The organism is Streptomyces sp. NPDC059895 (genome assembly GCF_042731035.1).
Classification (GTDB): Bacteria; Actinomycetota; Actinomycetes; order Streptomycetales; family Streptomycetaceae; genus Streptomyces.
This window is the reverse complement of record NZ_JBHWKO010000021.1, coordinates 85,552-101,042: the sequence shown is the minus strand read 5'-3', so window position 1 is coordinate 101,042 and position 15,491 is coordinate 85,552. Positions and strand designations below refer to the sequence as shown.

The window sequence follows — 15,491 nt, the reverse complement described above, 5'->3', positions numbered from 1 at the left end:
TCTGCCGCCTGGTAGCGCGCCCGTGCGGGGGGCGCCGAGAGCTGTCCTCTTGCGCGTACGCGGTAGATACCGGCGCCCACTGCGGGAAGCGTCCCGGCCGCCATACGGTCGCGCCAGCTCTGCGTCAGGCAGAGTTGGTTCGATCAAGGTGCGCCTTCATGGTACAGGGATCACCGTCCGTCATACCTGTGAAGACGAGCACCACGACACCCGCCGCCTCCGAATCAGCGGTGGTGTGCGCAGTGCGAAATCCGCTCTTGACGTAGTCGCAGTCCGCAGTCCGCAGTCCGCAGTCCGCTGTCCGCAGTCCGCAGTCCGCTGTCCGCAGTCCTCAGTCCGCATCCCGCCGCTCATCGCTCGCCGCTGGCTGCATCGCTCGCCGCTGGCCGCTGGCCGCTCGCCGCTGGCCGCTCATCGCTCGCCGCGGTTCGTCCCCAGCCAGCCGGCCAGCTTGCCGCCGTGTCCGACCGCGCGCAGGCGGCGTTCGGCCGCGTCCCGGACGGGGTCGGTGGCGACGACGAGGAGTTCGTCGCCGCGCCGCAGCACCGTCGTCGGCAGCGGTACGAACGAGGTGCCGTCGCGCACGACGAGGGTGACGGCGGCCCCGGCGGGCAGCCGCAGCTCGTTGACCTCGACGCCGTGCATCCGGGAGCCCTTGGGGATCACCACCGACAGCAGATGTCCGCGCAGCCGCTCCAGGGGCGCCGACTCGATGCCGAGGTCGGCCGCCTCGGCCTCCTCGCCCAGATGCAGCTTGCGGGCCAGCCAGGGCAGCGTCGGTCCCTGGACCAGGGTGTAGACGACGACCAGGACGAAGACGATGTTGAAGATGCGGCGGCTGGCGTCGACGCCCTCCACCATGGGGATGGTGGCCAGGATGATGGGCACGGCACCGCGCAGCCCGGCCCAGGACATCAGTGTCTGCTCCTGCCACGGCACCCGGAACGGCGTGAGGCACAGCACGACGCTCAGCGGGCGCGCCACCATGGTCAGCACCAGGCCGATGACGAGCGCCGGCCACACGTCGTCGCCCAGCTCGTGCGGGGTGACCAGCAGGCCGAGGATGACGAACATGCCGATCTGGGCGATCCAGCCGAGGCCCTCGGCGAAGCCGCGCGTGGCGGGCCAGTGCGGCAGCTTGGCGTTGCCCATGACCATCGAGGCGAGGTACACGCCCAGGAAGCCGCTGCCGTGTGCCAGCGCGCCCGCCGCGTACGCCGTGACCGCGATCGCCATGACGGCGATCGGGTAGAGGCCGGAGGCGGGCAGGGCGACGTGGCGCAGGCCCCAGGAGCCGGCCCAGCCCACGGCGAGGCCGATGGCGGCGCCGATGAGCAGTTCCAGCGCTATCTCGCCGACCAGCACGTACCAGTGCTCGACGGGACCCGCCGCGGAGAAGGCCACGACCAGGATGACCACCGGGGCGTCGTTGAAGCCCGACTCGGCCTCCAGCATGCCCGTCACGCGCGTGGGCAGCGGGATCCTGCGCAGGACGGAGAAGACCGCCGCCGCGTCCGTCGAGGACACCACCGCTCCGATGATGAACGCCTGCCGCCACTCCAGCCCGGTCAGGTAGTGCGCGCCCGCCGCCGTGACCCCGACGCTCACCGCGACACCGACGAGCGCCAGCGCGGAAGCGGCCGTGAGGGCCGGTCTCACCTCCTTCCACGTCGTCCCCAGACCACCCTCGGCGAGGATCACGACCAGGGCCGCGTAGCCGATGATCTGGGTGAGTTCGGCGTTGTCGAAGTGGATGTTGCCGAGGCCGTCCTGGCCCATGAGGACGCCGATGCCCAGGTACACGAGCAGGCTGGGGAGCCCGCTGCGCGAGGAGATCCGGACCGCTGCGACGGCGACGAGCAGGACGACTGAGCAGACGAGCAGGAGCTGGTTGAGGTGGTGGACAGTCAGCGGCGGTTCCCTTTCCTGGCACGCGCGGCACGCGCGTGGGTGCACAGGTACATCGGACACGAAGCGACGCGCTCCGGACCCAACTACTTCGTTACCTTACCTAACTCTTGACGATTTCTTGACGCAGACCAGGGTGTGATCGAACGTTCTTCCGTCCCCGTTGCCGACTCCGCGTCAAGTGGCGCGGACCCCTGCGCCTATGGTTGCTCCAGCGCACATTCATAGTCACAGCCCGACCTGCCGCTCGCGTTAGGACAGCAAGGACAGCGATGCCCCCCAACACCACCGCCACAACGGGTGACAAGCCCGGCAAGTCCGGCAGGAAGAAGGGGCGCAAAGCCCGTCTGATCGTGCTCGTGCTGGTGCTGGCCCTCATCGGCGGCATCGCGTACGGCGGCTACTGGTCCATCAGTACCGTGCGCGCCTCCTTCCCCCAGACCACCGGTTCGATCACGCTCGACGGCCTCTCCGGGCCGGTCGACGTGAAGCGGGACGGCTACGGCATCCCGCAGATCTACGCGTCCTCCGACGAGGACCTGTTCATGGCGCAGGGCTACGTCCAGGCGCAGGACCGGTTCTACGAGATGGACGTGCGCCGGCACATGACGTCCGGGCGCCTGTCGGAGATGTTCGGCAAGAGCCAGGTCGACAACGACGCCTTCCTGCGCACCCTCGGCTGGGACCGGGTCGCCGAGGAGGAGTACGACAAGACGCTGTCGTCCGAGACGAAGAAGTACCTCCAGGCCTACGCCAAGGGGGTCAACGCCTACCTCGCGGGCAAGGGCGCCGAGGACATCTCCCTGGAGTACGTGGCCCTCGGGTTCACCAACGACTACAAGCCCGCGCAGTGGACGCCGGTCGACTCCGTCTCCTGGCTGAAGGCGATGGCCTGGGACCTGCGCGGCAACATGCAGGACGAGATCGACCGCGCCCTGCTGACCAGCCGGCTGGGCCCGCAGCAGATCGCCGAGCTGTACCCGGAGTACCCGTACGACCGCAATCAGGCGATCGTCCAGGAGGGGCAGTACGACGAACTGACCGGCGCGTTCGAGCAGAGCGGGGCCACGAGCGGCTCCGACGACTCCTCCACGGACGCGGCGCAGGACGCCACCGAGGGCACCACGGGCGACACCTCCGGCACCTCGGACACCTCGACCGCCGCGGACACCTCCTCGGACACCTCCACGGACACGGCCTCGGACACCTCCTCGGACACCGAGGGCTCGGCCCTGCAGAGCCAGCTCTCGGGCCTCTACGACGTCCTGGACGACCTGCCCGAGGCCGTCGGCGTGAACGGCAACGGCATCGGCTCGAACTCCTGGGTCGTCGGCGGGGACCACACGATCACCGGCAAGCCGCTGCTGGCCAACGACCCGCACCTGTCGGCGTCCCTGCCGTCCGTCTGGTACCAGATGGGCCTGCACTGCCGCACCGTCTCCAGCACCTGCCAGTACGACGTCACCGGCTACACCTTCGCGGGCATGCCCGGCGTGATAATCGGCCACAACGAGAACATCTCCTGGGGCATGACCAACTCCGGCGTCGACGTCACCGACCTCTACCTGGAGAAGCTCTCCGGCGACGGCTACGTCTACGACGACAAGGTGCGGCCCTTCACCACCCGTGAGGAGACCATCAAGGTCGCCGGCGGCACCTCCAAGAAGATCGTCGTCCGGCAGACCGCCGACGGGATGCCCCTGCTGTCCGACCGCGACGACGAGCTCGTCAAGGTCGGCAAGAAGGCGACCGTCGACGAGGACGAGGCCGCCCCCGACCGCGGTGACGGCTACGCCGTGGCCCTGAAGTGGACCGCCCTGGAGGCGGGCAACACCATGGACGCCGTCTTCGCCATGAACAAGGCGGCCGACTGGGACGACTTCCGCGCCGCCGCCGAGGACTTCGACGTGCCGTCGCAGAACCTGATCTACGCGGACACCGACGACCACATCGGCTACCAGCTGCCCGGCAAAATCCCCACGCGGGCCAAGGGCCAGGACGGCTCGATCCCGTCCCCGGGCTGGGACTCCTCGTACAAGTGGACCGGCTACATCGACTTCGACGAGCTGCCCTACGAGTACGACCCCGAGCGCGGCTACATCGTCACCGCCAACCAGGCCGTGGTCGACCCGGACGACTACCCTTACACGCTCACCACGGACTGGGGCTACGGCACCCGCAGCCAGCGCATCACCGACCTGATCAAGCTGAAGATCAAGGGCGGCGGCAAGATCTCCACGGACGACATGCGCCAGATGCAGCTGGACAGCGACAACCAGATCGCGCGGCTGCTGGTCCCCGTGCTGCTGAAGCTCAACCTGGACGACCCGGACGTCCGCGAGGCGCAGGACCTGCTGCGCGGCTGGGACTACACCCAGGACGCCGACTCGGCCGCGGCCGCCTACTTCAACGCGGTGTGGCGCAACATCCTCAAGCTGGCCTTCGGCAACAAGCTGCCCAAGGAACTGCGGGTCGAGGGCCAGTGCCTGTGGGTCGAACCGGTCAACACCACCGGGCCCGTCGACGAGACCGGCAAGGTCCGCGAGTGCGGTCAGCGCGAAGGCGACCAGGCGCAGCCGGACGGCGGCGACCGCTGGTTCGAGGTCGTGCGCAACCTCATGGAGAAGCAGGACAGCGACTGGTGGACGACGCCCGCGTCGGGCACCCGCCCCGGCGCCGACCACAACCGCGACGACCTGTTCGCGCGGGCCATGATCGACGCCCGCTGGGAGCTGACCGCCAAGCTCGGCAAGGACATCGACACCTGGAGCTGGGGCCGGCTGCACCGCCTGTTCCTGAAGAACCAGACCCTGGGCACCAGCGGCCCCGGCTTCCTCCAGTACATCCTCAACCGCGGCCCGTGGAAGCTCGGCGGCGGCGAGGCGGCGGTCGACGCCACCGGCTGGAACGCCGCCGGCGGCTACGACGTCGTATGGGTGCCGTCGATGCGGATGGTGGTCAACCTCGACGACCTGGACAAGTCGAAGTGGATCAACCTCACCGGTGCCTCCGGGCACGCCTTCAGCGCCCACTACACCGATCAGACGGCCATGTGGGCCAACGGCGAACTGCTCGACTGGTCCTTCTCGGCGAAGGCGGTCGACAAGAGCACCAGCGACACCCTCGTCCTCAAGCCGTGAGCAAGCCGTGAGCAAGCCGTGAGCCACGGCTGATCGGCCGGAAAAGGGCCCTCCACGCGCGCGTGGAGGGCCCTTTTCCGTACCCGTGCGGTCGTACCCGTGCGGCCTGTCCGTCCGGTCGTGCCCGTGCGGTCGTGCCGGGACGGGCGGCGATCAGGTCTCAGGTGAGGCGGCGCACCCGCGAGGGCGTCACCACGGCGTGCACCGGACGGTCGTGCGCCTCCTCGGGGACGTGCCCGATGACCTCGGTGTCGTACAGGAGCACCACCAGGGCGGGACGGGCACCGGCGCGTTCCAGCCGGGCCAGCACCCGGTCGTACGAGCCGCCGCCGCGCCCCAGGCGCATGCCGCGTCCGTCGACCGCGAGGCCCGGCAGCAGCACCACGTCGGCGTCCGCCACGGCGTCGGGTCCCAGACGCTCGCCGACGGGTTCGAAGAGGGCCATCCGCCCGCCGTGCTGCACCCGCGCGAGGGAGCCCTCACCGGTGTAGGCGCCCCAGTCGAGATCGTTGCCGGGCATCAGCGCGGGGAGCAGGACGCGCACGCCCCGGGCGTGCAGCGCGTCCAGCAGCGCGAGCGTTCCGGGCTCGCTCCCCACGGAGACGTACGCCGCGACCGTCCGCGCGCGGGCCAACTCCGGCAGCTCCATGGCGTGCTCGGCCAGCGCGGCGCCCGCCTCCCGTACGTCATCGGTCGTCAATCTGTTTCTCACTGCGAGGAGCTCTCGCCGCAACATATGTTTGTCAGACTCTGGTCCGTCTTTGAGATGGCTCATGTGTCGCTCCCGCACCATTGCAATCCACTCATATGATCATGAGTTAACCGGAGCTACAGATTCCTCTCAAACCCACCGGATAAGGTTCCGACATGACTCAGTCGCACCCCAGGATCAGCAAGGCTGTCATCCCAGCGGCCGGACTCGGCACCCGCTTCCTGCCGGCGACCAAGGCCACTCCCAAGGAGATGCTGCCGGTCGTGGACAAGCCCGCGATCCAGTACGTGGTCGAGGAGGCCGTCTCCGCCGGCCTCGACGACGTCCTCATGGTCACGGGCCGCAACAAGCGCCCCCTCGAGGACCACTTCGACCGCAACTACGAACTCGAGTCCGCGCTGGAGAAGAAGGGCGATGCCCAGCGCCTCGCCAAGGTCCAGCAGTCCAGCGACCTCGCGACCATGCACTACGTGCGCCAGGGCGACCCCAGGGGCCTCGGCCACGCGGTCCTGTGCGCGGCCCCGCACGTCGGGCAGGAGCCGTTCGCCGTCCTGCTCGGCGACGACCTGATCGACCCGCGCGACCCCCTGCTGCGGCGGATGATCGAGGTTCAGGAGCAGCACGGCGGCAGCGTCGTCGCGCTCATGGAGGTCGCCCCCGAGCAGATCCACCTCTACGGCTGCGCGGCCGTGGAGGGCACCACCGACGGCGACGTGGTCAAGGTGACCGGGCTGGTGGAGAAGCCGGACCCGGCGGACGCCCCGTCCAACTACGCCATCATCGGACGCTACGTCCTCGACCCGAGCGTCTTCGGCGTCCTGCGCCAGACCGAGCCCGGCCGGGGCGGCGAGATCCAGCTCACCGACGCCCTCCAGCAGCTCGCGCAGGACGAGAAGGTCGGCGGCCCGGTGCACGGCGTCTGCTTCAAGGGCCGCCGCTACGACACCGGCGACCGCGGCGACTATCTGCGTGCCATTGTCAGACTCGCGTGCGAACGTGAAGATCTGGGTCCGGACTTCCGGTCCTGGCTTCGCCGTTACGTCACCGAGGAGATGCAGCAACGTTGAGCACCGCCGCGCCCCGCCCCGTCGGCCAGGACCACCTGTGGTCGGTGGACGAGCACCTGGAGGACATCCTCGCCACCGTCCGCCCCCTGGAGCCCATCGAGCTGCAACTGCCCGACGCCCAGGGCTGTGTCCTGGTCGAGGACGTCACGGTGCCGGTCTCGCTGCCGCCCTTCGACAACAGCTCCATGGACGGGTACGCGGTGCGGGTCGCGGACGTCGCGGGCGCGAGCGAGGAGTTCCCGGCGGCCCTGGAGGTCGTCGGGGACGTCGCGGCGGGCCAGGCCGCCGATCTGCTCCAGGTGGGGCCCGGACAGGCCGCCCGGATCATGACCGGCGCCCCCCTGCCGAAGGGCGCCGAGACCGTCGTCCCCGTGGAATGGACCGACGGCGGTCTCGGCGAGGGCCCCGTCGACGGGATGCGCGCCCGCAGCCTCGCCCCCGACCAGGCCACGGGCCACGTCTGCGTGTACCGCCCCGCCGCGGCACGCGCGCACGTGCGCGCGCAGGGCAGCGACGTGAAGGCCGGCGACCGCGCCCTGGAGGCGGGCACCGTCCTCGGGCCTCCGCAGATCGCCCTGCTCGCCGCCATCGGCCGCGGCACGGTCCGCGTACGCCCCCGCCCGCGCGTGGTCGTGCTGTCCACCGGCAGCGAGCTCGTCCAGCCCGGCGAGGAACTGGGCAGCGGCCAGATCTACGACTCCAACAGCTTCGCCCTCACCGCGGCCGCGCGGGACGCCGGCGCCCTCGCCTACCGGGTCGGCGCGGTCGCCGACGACGCCGACACCCTGCGCTCCACCATCGAGGACCAGCTGGTCCGCGCCGACCTGCTCGTCACCACGGGCGGCGTCAGCGTCGGCGCCTACGACGTCGTCAAGGAAGCGCTGTCGCACGTGGGCGACGAGGACGAGGCGGGCAGCGGCATCGAGTTCCGCAAGCTGGCCATGCAGCCCGGCAAGCCCCAGGGCTTCGGCTCCATCGGCCCCGACCACACCCCGCTGCTGGCACTGCCCGGCAACCCCGTGTCGTCGTACGTCTCCTTCGAGCTGTTCGTGCGGCCCGCGATCCGCACCATGATGGGGCTGGACGACGTCCACCGGCCCACCACGCGCGCGACGCTCACCGCGGACAAGGCGCTGACCTCGCCGAAGGGACGCAGACAGTACCTGCGCGCCCGGTACGCCGACGGCACCGTCCGCCCGGTCGGCGGCTCCGGATCGCACCTGGTCGCCGCCCTCGCGCACGCCGACGCGCTGGTCGTCGTCCCCGAGGACGTGGAGTCCGTGGAGCCGGGCACCGAGGTCGAGGTCGTCCTGCTCGGCTGAGCCGCCGCGCGCGTGCCCGTCCCCCCGTGTGCGTGCCCGTCCCCGCGCGCGTGCCCGGCCCCGCCCCCCGTGTGCGTCGGCCCCCGTTCGCGTCCGCCCCCGCGCGTGTCCGTGCCCGTGCCTGCCCGTCCGCGGGACGGGCCTGGTCCGCTCGACGCCTCCGCTTGGGGGTACCGTGTCGCGCACAACAGGCCCGAGCGCCGCACCGCGCCGGGCCCGGACCGGGAGCGCGAGCAGGCATGAGCAGGCAGGACCGACTGACGCACATCGACGAGGCGGGCGCGGCCCGCATGGTCGACGTATCCGGCAAGGACGTGACCGCGCGCACCGCGCGCGCCAGCGGACGCGTCCTCGTCTCGCCCCGCGTGGTCGAGCTGCTGCGCGGCGAGGGGGTCCCCAAGGGCGACGCCCTGGCGACCGCGCGGATCGCGGGCATCATGGGCGCCAAACGCACCCCCGACCTGATTCCGCTGTGCCACCCCCTGGCCGTGTCCGGTGTGAAACTGGACCTGTCGGTCGCGGACGACGCCGTGGAGATCGTCGCCACCGTGAGGACGACGGACCGCACGGGAGTCGAGATGGAGGCGCTCACCGCGGTCTCCGTCGCCGCGCTCACCGTGATCGACATGGTGAAGGCGGTCGACAAGAAGGCGGTCATCACGGACGTGCGCGTGGAGGAGAAGACGGGCGGCAAGTCGGGCGACTGGAGCCGGTCATGACACAGGACGCCTCGGGAGGCGGAGCACCGTACCGTGCGCTGGTCGTGACGGCCTCCAACCGGGCCGCCGCCGGTGTCTACGAGGACCGGGGCGGCCCGCTGATCGCCGACGGGCTGGCGCGCTACGGGTTCGCGGTCGACGGCCCCCGCGTCGTGCCGGACGGCGACCCCGTCGAGGCCGCCCTGCGGGCCGCCGTGGCCGACGGTTACGACGTCGTCGTCACCACCGGCGGCACCGGTATCTCGCCGACCGACCGCACCCCGGAGGCCACCCGCCGGGTGATCGACCACGAGGTGCCGGGCATCGCCGAGGCCATCCGGGCGTTCGGCCGGGACAAGGTGCCGACCGCCGCGCTCTCCCGGGGCCTGGCCGGGGTGGCGGGCCGCACCCTGATCGTCAACCTGCCGGGGTCGACCGGCGGGGTGAAGGACGGGCTGGCCGTCCTGGAGCCCCTGCTGGGGCACGCCGTCGACCAGCTTCGCGGCGGTGACCACCGCAGACCCGGCGCCAGTTCTGGGGGTGCGAGCTGAACAGCCCGTCCTGGCCCGTCGAACTCGCGGAGGGCGACATCGTCCTGCGGCCGATAAAGCTGCGCGACCAGCGGGCGTGGCGCGAGGTCAACCGGCGCAACCGGGACTGGCTGCGCCCCTGGGAGGCGACCATCCCGCCGCCCGCGCCGAGCGGGCCGATCGCGCACCGCCCCACCTACCGCCAGATGGTCCGGCACCTGCGCTCCGAGGCGAACGCGGGCCGCATGCTGCCGTTCGTCATCGAGTACCAGGGGCGGCTGGTCGGGCAGTTGACGGTCGCCGGGATCACCTGGGGCTCGATGTGCTCCGGGCACGTCGGCTACTGGGTGGACGAGGCCGTGGCCGGCCGCGGGGTGATGCCGACGGCCGTGGCGCTCGCCGTGGACCACTGTTTCCGGAGCGTCGGCCTGCACCGCGTAGAGGTCTGCATTCGGCCCGAGAACGGGCCCAGCCGCCGGGTCGTGGAGAAACTCGGATTCCGTGAGGAGGGGCTGCGACCGCGTTATCTCCACATCGACGGGGCCTGGCGCGACCACCTCGTCTTCGCGCTCACGGCGGAGGAAGTGCCCGAGGGCCTGCTGAGCCGCTGGCGGCACACACGCTCCCGGAACGCTCCGCGCGACCCGCAGAACACCCCCGGTCACGCCCCCGGTCACGCCCCCGGTCATCACAGCGGCCCGATAAATTGAATAAACGTTCGATAATGACGGAGTGTTGATCGTCCGGCGACGTTCCGGGGTTCCGGAATTCCCGGTTCGGGCTCCCGTCGATCGGACCGGTCGCAAAAAAAGCTCGAAATATCAGCCAGATCGTGCGACACACCGGCCCAATTGGCGGATGGCCTCACGCAAACCCCTCTACCGTGTGAGGCGTGAGCAGCAGCGGCCTCATCTACGCAGTCATTGTCGGGGCCTGGGCCGCCTACTTGGTGCCGATGTGGCTCCGTAGGCAGGACGAGCTGAATGAGGCCCGTCCGACGGAACGCTTCAGCACCGCCATCCGGTTGCTGTCCGGACGGGCGGGGATGGAGCGCCGGTACGCCAAGGACCTGCGGGCGCGCTCCGCCGAGGAGGGGGAGCCCGACGCCGACGCGCCGGACGCCGCCACCGACTCGGTGGACGTCCGGGCCTTCGCCATGCCTCCGACCCGCCCCCAGGCCACGGCGACGGTCCAGGAACGGGAGCGCGACCAGGAACGGGTGCAGGAGCGCCCGGATCCGACGCGCGAACCGGTGCGGGAATCAGTGCACGAACCGGTGCGCGAACCTGTGCGGGAACCGGGACGCGAACCGGGACGCGAACCGGGACGCGAACCGGTGCGCGAACGGGGACGCGAAGCGGCGGCCCAGGCCGTCCACGAACCGGCCGCCGCGCCCGCGCCCGCGCACCCGCGCGTGCCCGACGCCCGGCGCACACCCCCCGCACCGGCGTCCGCGACCGCCCCCGCCTTCGTCTCCGCCCCCACGCCGGCGTCCGCGAAGGCGGCCGCCGCGCGTGCCCAGCGCTCGAAGGTGCTCGCGCGCCGCAGGCGCACCACGGTGATGCTCTTCCTCGCGTTCACGCTGGGCGCGATCGTCGCCGCCGTCGGAGGGCTCGCGTTCCTGTGGGCACCCGGGGTGCCCGCCGTCCTGCTCAGCGCGTACATCGCGTACCTGCGCTCCCAGGAGCGCCGCCGCTTCGCCTTCCAGATGGACCGAAAGCAGGCCGAGGCCGCCGCGCAGCGGCTGCGGGAGCGCCAGCCGCGCCGCCGGACCCCCGCCGGCGCCACCGCGCCGGCCGACGACGGCCTCGACGCCGCCGCAGAGGAGCCGCACGAGGACCCCGAGCCGGAGACCGACCCGGGACTGCTCGCCCTCGCCGCCGACCGCAGGGCGCTCGTCGAGCAGACCGACCACGCGGAGTGGGTCGACCAGCAGCGCGAACGGCAGCGGCGCCCGGGCCACGGCGAGAGCTGGGACCCGGTGCCCGTGCCGCTGCCGACGTACGTGACCGCGCCGGTCGCGCCACGGGCCACGGCCGGGGTCGACCTCGGGGCGCCCGACGCGTGGAGCTCGGCCCGCTCCAGCGCCGTGGCACCGGAGCACGAGGCGGCGGACGGGCCACGGGACGCCGACGCCGGCGCCGACCCGGCCGCCGGGGAGCCCGGGGACGCGGCCAGGGCCGACGGCGACGAACGCAGCGACGCGCGCCGCGCCGCCTCGGCCCGCCGCTCCCGCGAGCGGGGCCGTACGCCGCTGTTCGACCAGTACGAGGACGGCGAACGGCCCCGGGCCGCCAACGAGTGACCTCCGCCGCGACGGGGCCGCTGGTCGGGCCCGCGAACGGATTTCCAAGCAGCCCGACCGGGGTGCTAGAGTTTCACTCGTTGCAAGGGCCTGTGGCGCAGTCCGGTAGCGCACCTCGTTCGCATCGAGGGGGCCAGGGGTTCAAATCCCCTCAGGTCCACGCAGCATAGGGGCCCGTTCCTGGAAACAGGAACGGGCCCCTTGCCATGCCGGTTTCTCCTCTCCGCCGGCAGGCACCTCCGCCGACGGGCGTCCTGGTGCGGACGCGCCGGTACGGAAGTCGCGGTGAGCGTAGGGCCGTTCCGCGAGGCATGGGGCGGGGCCCGGGCGGATCCCGGTGCGGTGAGCCTCAGGTGGGCGTTCCCGACGGGTGTCGCAGGGCGAAAGCCGTCGGCACCACGGCGGAGACGACCGCCAGCACCGCACACGCCCCCGCCGTCCACCCCAGCGCCGCCCACGGCACCACGACCGTCACCGGCGCCGACAGCAGCGCCAGCGCCCCGACCGTCCCGGCCAGGCCGACGAGCGTCACCAGCAGCCCCAGCACCGCGCCCACCGCGACGACGGTCAGCGCCTCGGCCGCCGCACACCACAGCACCTGCCCGCCGGTCGCCCCGGCCAGCCGCAGCACCGCCACCTCCCGGGCGCGCTCGGCGCGGGCCATGACCAGGGTGTTGGCGAGGGAGAGGCCGGCGTAGAGGAGGGCGATGCCCAGCACCAGCAGCATCCCGAGCCGGGCCGTCCGGTCGGTCTCCGGGCGGGCGGCCGCCACCCACTCCGCCCGGCTCGCCACCCGCACCCCGTCCACCGCCCGCAGCCCGGCCGCGACCCGCGCCGCGTCGCCGCCCGCCCGCACCCGCACGTCGACCCGGTCCACGCCGGCCCCGCCCGCGTTCGCCGCGCTGACGTACACCCCGTTGTCCCCCGTCCCGATGGCCAGGACGGCGACGATCCGCAGCGTCCTCGCCGTTCCGTCGCCCAGCCACACCCGCACCCGCCGCCCCACCCGGTGCTCGGCCCACTCCTCGTTCACCACGATCGACCCGTCGTCGAGGTCCGCGACCCGCCCGGCCGTCACCGGCAGCCCCACGGTCCCGGTGAGCAGCGCCGGATCCACGGCCCGCGCCTCGGACCGCACCAGCGCGACCCCGTCCTCCAGGGTGTGGACGGCGGTCGCGGAGGACGCCGACACGACGGTGCCGGGCACCCGCCGCAGCCGGTCAAGTGCCGTGCCGTCCAGCGAGGTTCCGTCGGCCGGGGTGACCACGAAGTCCGCCCGCGTCCGCTCCCCGGCCTCCACCGCCCGGGCCTCGTCCAGCGTGGCCGTGGTGCCCAGCAGCGAGCCCGCGAGGGCCACGGTCACCAGTACGGGCGCCGCGACGGCGGCGGTGCGCCGGACCCCGGCGACGGCGTTCGCCCGCACCAGCAGCCCGGTCGTGCCCGGCAGCCGCGGCACCAACGGCCGTACCAGCACCGGCGCGAGCACCGCGACCGCCGTGATGAGCAGCATGGGCCGGCTGATGTACGTCTTGCGGTGCAGCAGGTCCGCCGGGTCGGCGGCCAGCGCGTACGCCAGACTCGCGAGGGCCGTCACCAGCAGCGCCGCCCCGCACACCCGCCGCCCCCACGGCAGCGCCCGCCCGTCCGCGGACGCCTCCCGCAACACCTGCGCCGGCGCCGTCCGTCCGGCCCGCCAGGCCGCCACGGCCGCGCCGGACAGGGCCACCACCACACCGGTGAGGAAGGCGACGGGGTACGGCCAGGTACGGCCGCCGATCGCGTACCAGTCCGGCGCGAGCCCGCCGTCGACGACGACCCCGCCCAGCAGCGGCGCCGCGTACCCGCCGAGCACACAGCCCGCCGCCGAGGCGACCACGCCGACCAGCGACGCCTCCGCGAGCACCGTCCGGCGCACCTGGCCCGGGGTGGCGCCCGCCGTGCGCAGCAGCCCGAACTCCCGGCGCCGCCGCTCGACCGCGAAGGCGAAGGCGGAGGCCACGACGAACACCGACACGAACGCGGTCACCCCGCCCGCCGTCCCGAACAGGGCGTTCAGCGCGGTGAGGGCCTCCTCGTCCCGCTCGGGACGGGCGTCGGCGAGCCGCCTGTCGTCCCCGGTGAGCACCCGCGCCCCGGAGCCGTCGACGACGGCCCGTACGGCGGCGGGGTCCGCCCGCACCACCAACTGCCGCGACCGCGGCGCCAGGCGAGCGGCCCGGGCGTCCGTGCAGAACACGGCGTTCTCGAACCCGAGCCCCCGCACCGTCCCCACGACCAGGGTCCCGTCGCTCAGCCGGTCGCCCACACCGGCCCAGTCACCGGTGATCACGACCTCGTCGTCCGCCCGGGGCGCCCGCCCCGCGCTCAGCTCGTACGGGGCGAAACGCGCCGTCGACCAGGGATGACCGACCAGTGTGCCGGGGCCGCCCGTCACCCGCACCGGGAAGGACCGGTCCTCGGTGACCGGCCCGAGCGCCCGCAACGCGGCGACGACCGGGGCGGGCACCGCCCGCGGGTGCGCCAACCGGGACGTCCGCACCCCGATCGGCGTCGCCACGCGCACCGCGTCCTGCCCCCGCACCACCACCGGCGCCACCGCGAACCGCTCCGGCGCCCGCACCGGCGCCTGAGCGGCCGCCGCCAACGCCTGCCCCATCACGACGAGCAGCCCCACCCCCACCGCGAGGGCGACGGCACTTCCGACGAACGCGGCCCACCGGGCGCGCAGCGTACGCACCGCGACACTCAGCACGGGGCACCCTCCGTCCCGGCGGTCCCCGGCTGAGCAGTGCTCAGGTGAGGTGCACTCAACTGACGTGCGCTCGTGTGACGTGTGCTCGGGTGACGTGTGCTCAGATGGGTTGCGCTCAGATGGGTTGCGCTCAGCTGAGGTGCGCTCAGCTGAGGTGCGCTCAGCTGGGGTGCGCTCAGGTGTCGCGCGTCCGGGCGGCAGGTCTCCGGTCGTCCGCCTTCCAGCCCCGCCATCCGCGCCGCGATCGTCTCCGCGTCCACCACCCCGGTGAGTTCGCCGTGTACACGGCCGTCGACCAGGAACACCACCCGGTCCGCGTACGACGCGGCGACCGGGTCGTGGGTGACCATCACCACCGTCCGGCCCTCCGTGTCGGCCATGCCGCGCAGCAGGGTCAGCACCTGGCGGCCGGCCGCCGGGTCGAGCGCGCCGGTCGGCTCGTCAGCGAACAGCACCTCGGGCCGGGTGATCAGCGCGCGGGCCAGCGCGACCCGCTGCTGCTGCCCGCCGGACAGCTCGGCCGGCCGGTGGCGGGCCCGGTCCGCGAGCCCGACCTGCCGCAGCGCCTCCCGCACCCGCGCCTTCGCCGGGCGCCGGCCGGCCAGCCGCAGGGGCAGGGCCACGTTCTGCTCGGCGGTCAGCGCGGGCAGCAGGTTGAACGCCTGGAACACGAACCCGATCCGCTGCCGCCGCAACAGCGTCAGCCGCCGCTCGCTCAGCCCGGTCAGCTCGGTCCCGCCGATCCGCACCGACCCCGAGTCGGTCCGTTCCAGTCCCGCGGCACACTGCAACAGCGTCGACTTGCCCGACCCCGACGGCCCCATGACGGCGGTGAAGGAGCCGCGGGGCAGCGCGAGGGTGACGTCGTCGAGCGCGGTCACCCGGGCGGCCTTCGGTCCGTAGCGGCGGCGGACGGCGGTCAGTCGGACGGCTTGGTCGGTCATCTCGGTCCCTGCTCCCCGGGGTTCGGTGTCAGGGGCACCACGAAACCGCGGGGCGACGGTCCCGGTCTCTGGGGCAGGGACGAGACCCGGGGTAGGGCCAGGCATACCCCCGG

General features: G+C 72.8%; 10 protein-coding genes, 1 tRNA gene and 1 pseudogene. 8 read left to right on the top strand and 4 right to left on the bottom strand.

Features of this window, described 5'->3' with window-relative positions; genetic code table 11:
* Positions 1-411: 411 nt before the first annotated feature.
* Positions 412-1,956 (bottom strand): potassium/proton antiporter, encoded by a 1,545-nt coding sequence (locus ACFV9M_RS23770; protein WP_385067710.1) that lies wholly within the window; start codon positions 1,954-1,956, stop codon positions 412-414.
* A 224-nt stretch (positions 1,957-2,180) separates the two neighbouring features.
* On the opposite strand from ACFV9M_RS23770, the gene ACFV9M_RS23765 reads away from it, so the two are divergent.
* A complete protein-coding gene (locus tag ACFV9M_RS23765) occupies positions 2,181-5,048 on the top strand; it encodes a penicillin acylase family protein (protein ID WP_385067707.1) in 2,868 nt (955 codons plus the stop codon).
* A gap of 160 nt (positions 5,049-5,208) precedes the next feature.
* Here ACFV9M_RS23765 and ACFV9M_RS23760 read toward each other — a convergent pair whose 3' ends face one another.
* Positions 5,209-5,784 carry a 5-formyltetrahydrofolate cyclo-ligase gene (locus ACFV9M_RS23760; protein ID WP_385067705.1) on the bottom strand — a complete coding sequence of 192 codons (576 nt, stop codon included), beginning with the start codon at positions 5,782-5,784 and terminating at the stop codon, positions 5,209-5,211.
* 131 nt (positions 5,785-5,915) lie between these two features.
* Here ACFV9M_RS23760 and galU point away from each other — a divergent pair, with 131 nt between their 5' ends.
* The 7 genes from galU to ACFV9M_RS23725 all read left to right on the top strand — a co-directional run bounded on the left by galU (position 5,916) and on the right by ACFV9M_RS23725 (position 11,842).
* Positions 5,916-6,827, top strand: a complete 912-nt coding sequence (gene galU / locus ACFV9M_RS23755; RefSeq protein ID WP_385067703.1) for a UTP--glucose-1-phosphate uridylyltransferase GalU — start codon at positions 5,916-5,918, stop codon at positions 6,825-6,827.
* Positions 6,824-8,149, top strand: a complete 1,326-nt coding sequence (gene glp / locus ACFV9M_RS23750) for a gephyrin-like molybdotransferase Glp (RefSeq protein WP_385067700.1) — start codon at positions 6,824-6,826, stop codon at positions 8,147-8,149. The genes galU and glp overlap by 4 nt, the downstream gene beginning before the upstream one ends.
* Before the next feature lie 239 nt (positions 8,150-8,388).
* The gene (moaC, locus tag ACFV9M_RS23745) at positions 8,389-8,868 is read left to right on the top strand and encodes a cyclic pyranopterin monophosphate synthase MoaC (protein ID WP_385067697.1); all 480 of its coding nucleotides are present in this window, start codon (positions 8,389-8,391) and stop codon (positions 8,866-8,868) included.
* Positions 8,865-9,398 carry a molybdenum cofactor biosynthesis protein B gene (locus ACFV9M_RS23740; RefSeq protein WP_385067695.1) on the top strand — a complete coding sequence of 178 codons (534 nt, stop codon included), beginning with the start codon at positions 8,865-8,867 and terminating at the stop codon, positions 9,396-9,398. The genes moaC and ACFV9M_RS23740 overlap by 4 nt, the downstream gene beginning before the upstream one ends.
* A complete protein-coding gene (locus tag ACFV9M_RS23735) occupies positions 9,395-10,087 on the top strand; it encodes a GNAT family N-acetyltransferase (protein WP_385067739.1) in 693 nt (230 codons plus the stop codon). The genes ACFV9M_RS23740 and ACFV9M_RS23735 overlap by 4 nt, the downstream gene beginning before the upstream one ends.
* A gap of 182 nt (positions 10,088-10,269) precedes the next feature.
* Positions 10,270-11,682: a gephyrin-like molybdotransferase receptor GlpR gene (gene glpR / locus ACFV9M_RS23730; RefSeq protein WP_385067693.1), complete on the top strand. Its 1,413-nt coding sequence runs from the start codon at positions 10,270-10,272 to the stop codon at positions 11,680-11,682.
* An 86-nt stretch (positions 11,683-11,768) separates the two neighbouring features.
* Positions 11,769-11,842, top strand: a tRNA-Ala gene (locus tag ACFV9M_RS23725).
* A 189-nt stretch (positions 11,843-12,031) separates the two neighbouring features.
* Here the strand turns inward: ACFV9M_RS23725 and ACFV9M_RS23720 are convergent.
* Complete coding sequence (locus ACFV9M_RS23720) at positions 12,032-14,434, bottom strand: FtsX-like permease family protein (RefSeq protein WP_385067691.1); 2,403 nt, start codon at positions 14,432-14,434, stop codon at positions 12,032-12,034.
* A gap of 218 nt (positions 14,435-14,652) precedes the next feature.
* Positions 14,653-15,378: pseudogene (locus ACFV9M_RS23715) on the bottom strand (ABC transporter ATP-binding protein); the annotation flags it as partial.
* Positions 15,379-15,491 lie beyond the last annotated feature (113 nt).

Coding starts and splice junctions, on each gene's coding strand:
- ACFV9M_RS23760 (WP_385067705.1), bottom strand. CDS start 5,784: ATGTTGCGGCGAGAGCTCCTCGCAGTGAGAAACAGATTGACGACCGAT.
- ACFV9M_RS23740 (WP_385067695.1), top strand. CDS start 8,865: ATGACACAGGACGCCTCGGGAGGCGGAGCACCGTACCGTGCGCTGGTC.
- moaC (WP_385067697.1), top strand. CDS start 8,389: ATGAGCAGGCAGGACCGACTGACGCACATCGACGAGGCGGGCGCGGCC.
- ACFV9M_RS23765 (WP_385067707.1), top strand. CDS start 2,181: ATGCCCCCCAACACCACCGCCACAACGGGTGACAAGCCCGGCAAGTCC.
- galU (WP_385067703.1), top strand. CDS start 5,916: ATGACTCAGTCGCACCCCAGGATCAGCAAGGCTGTCATCCCAGCGGCC.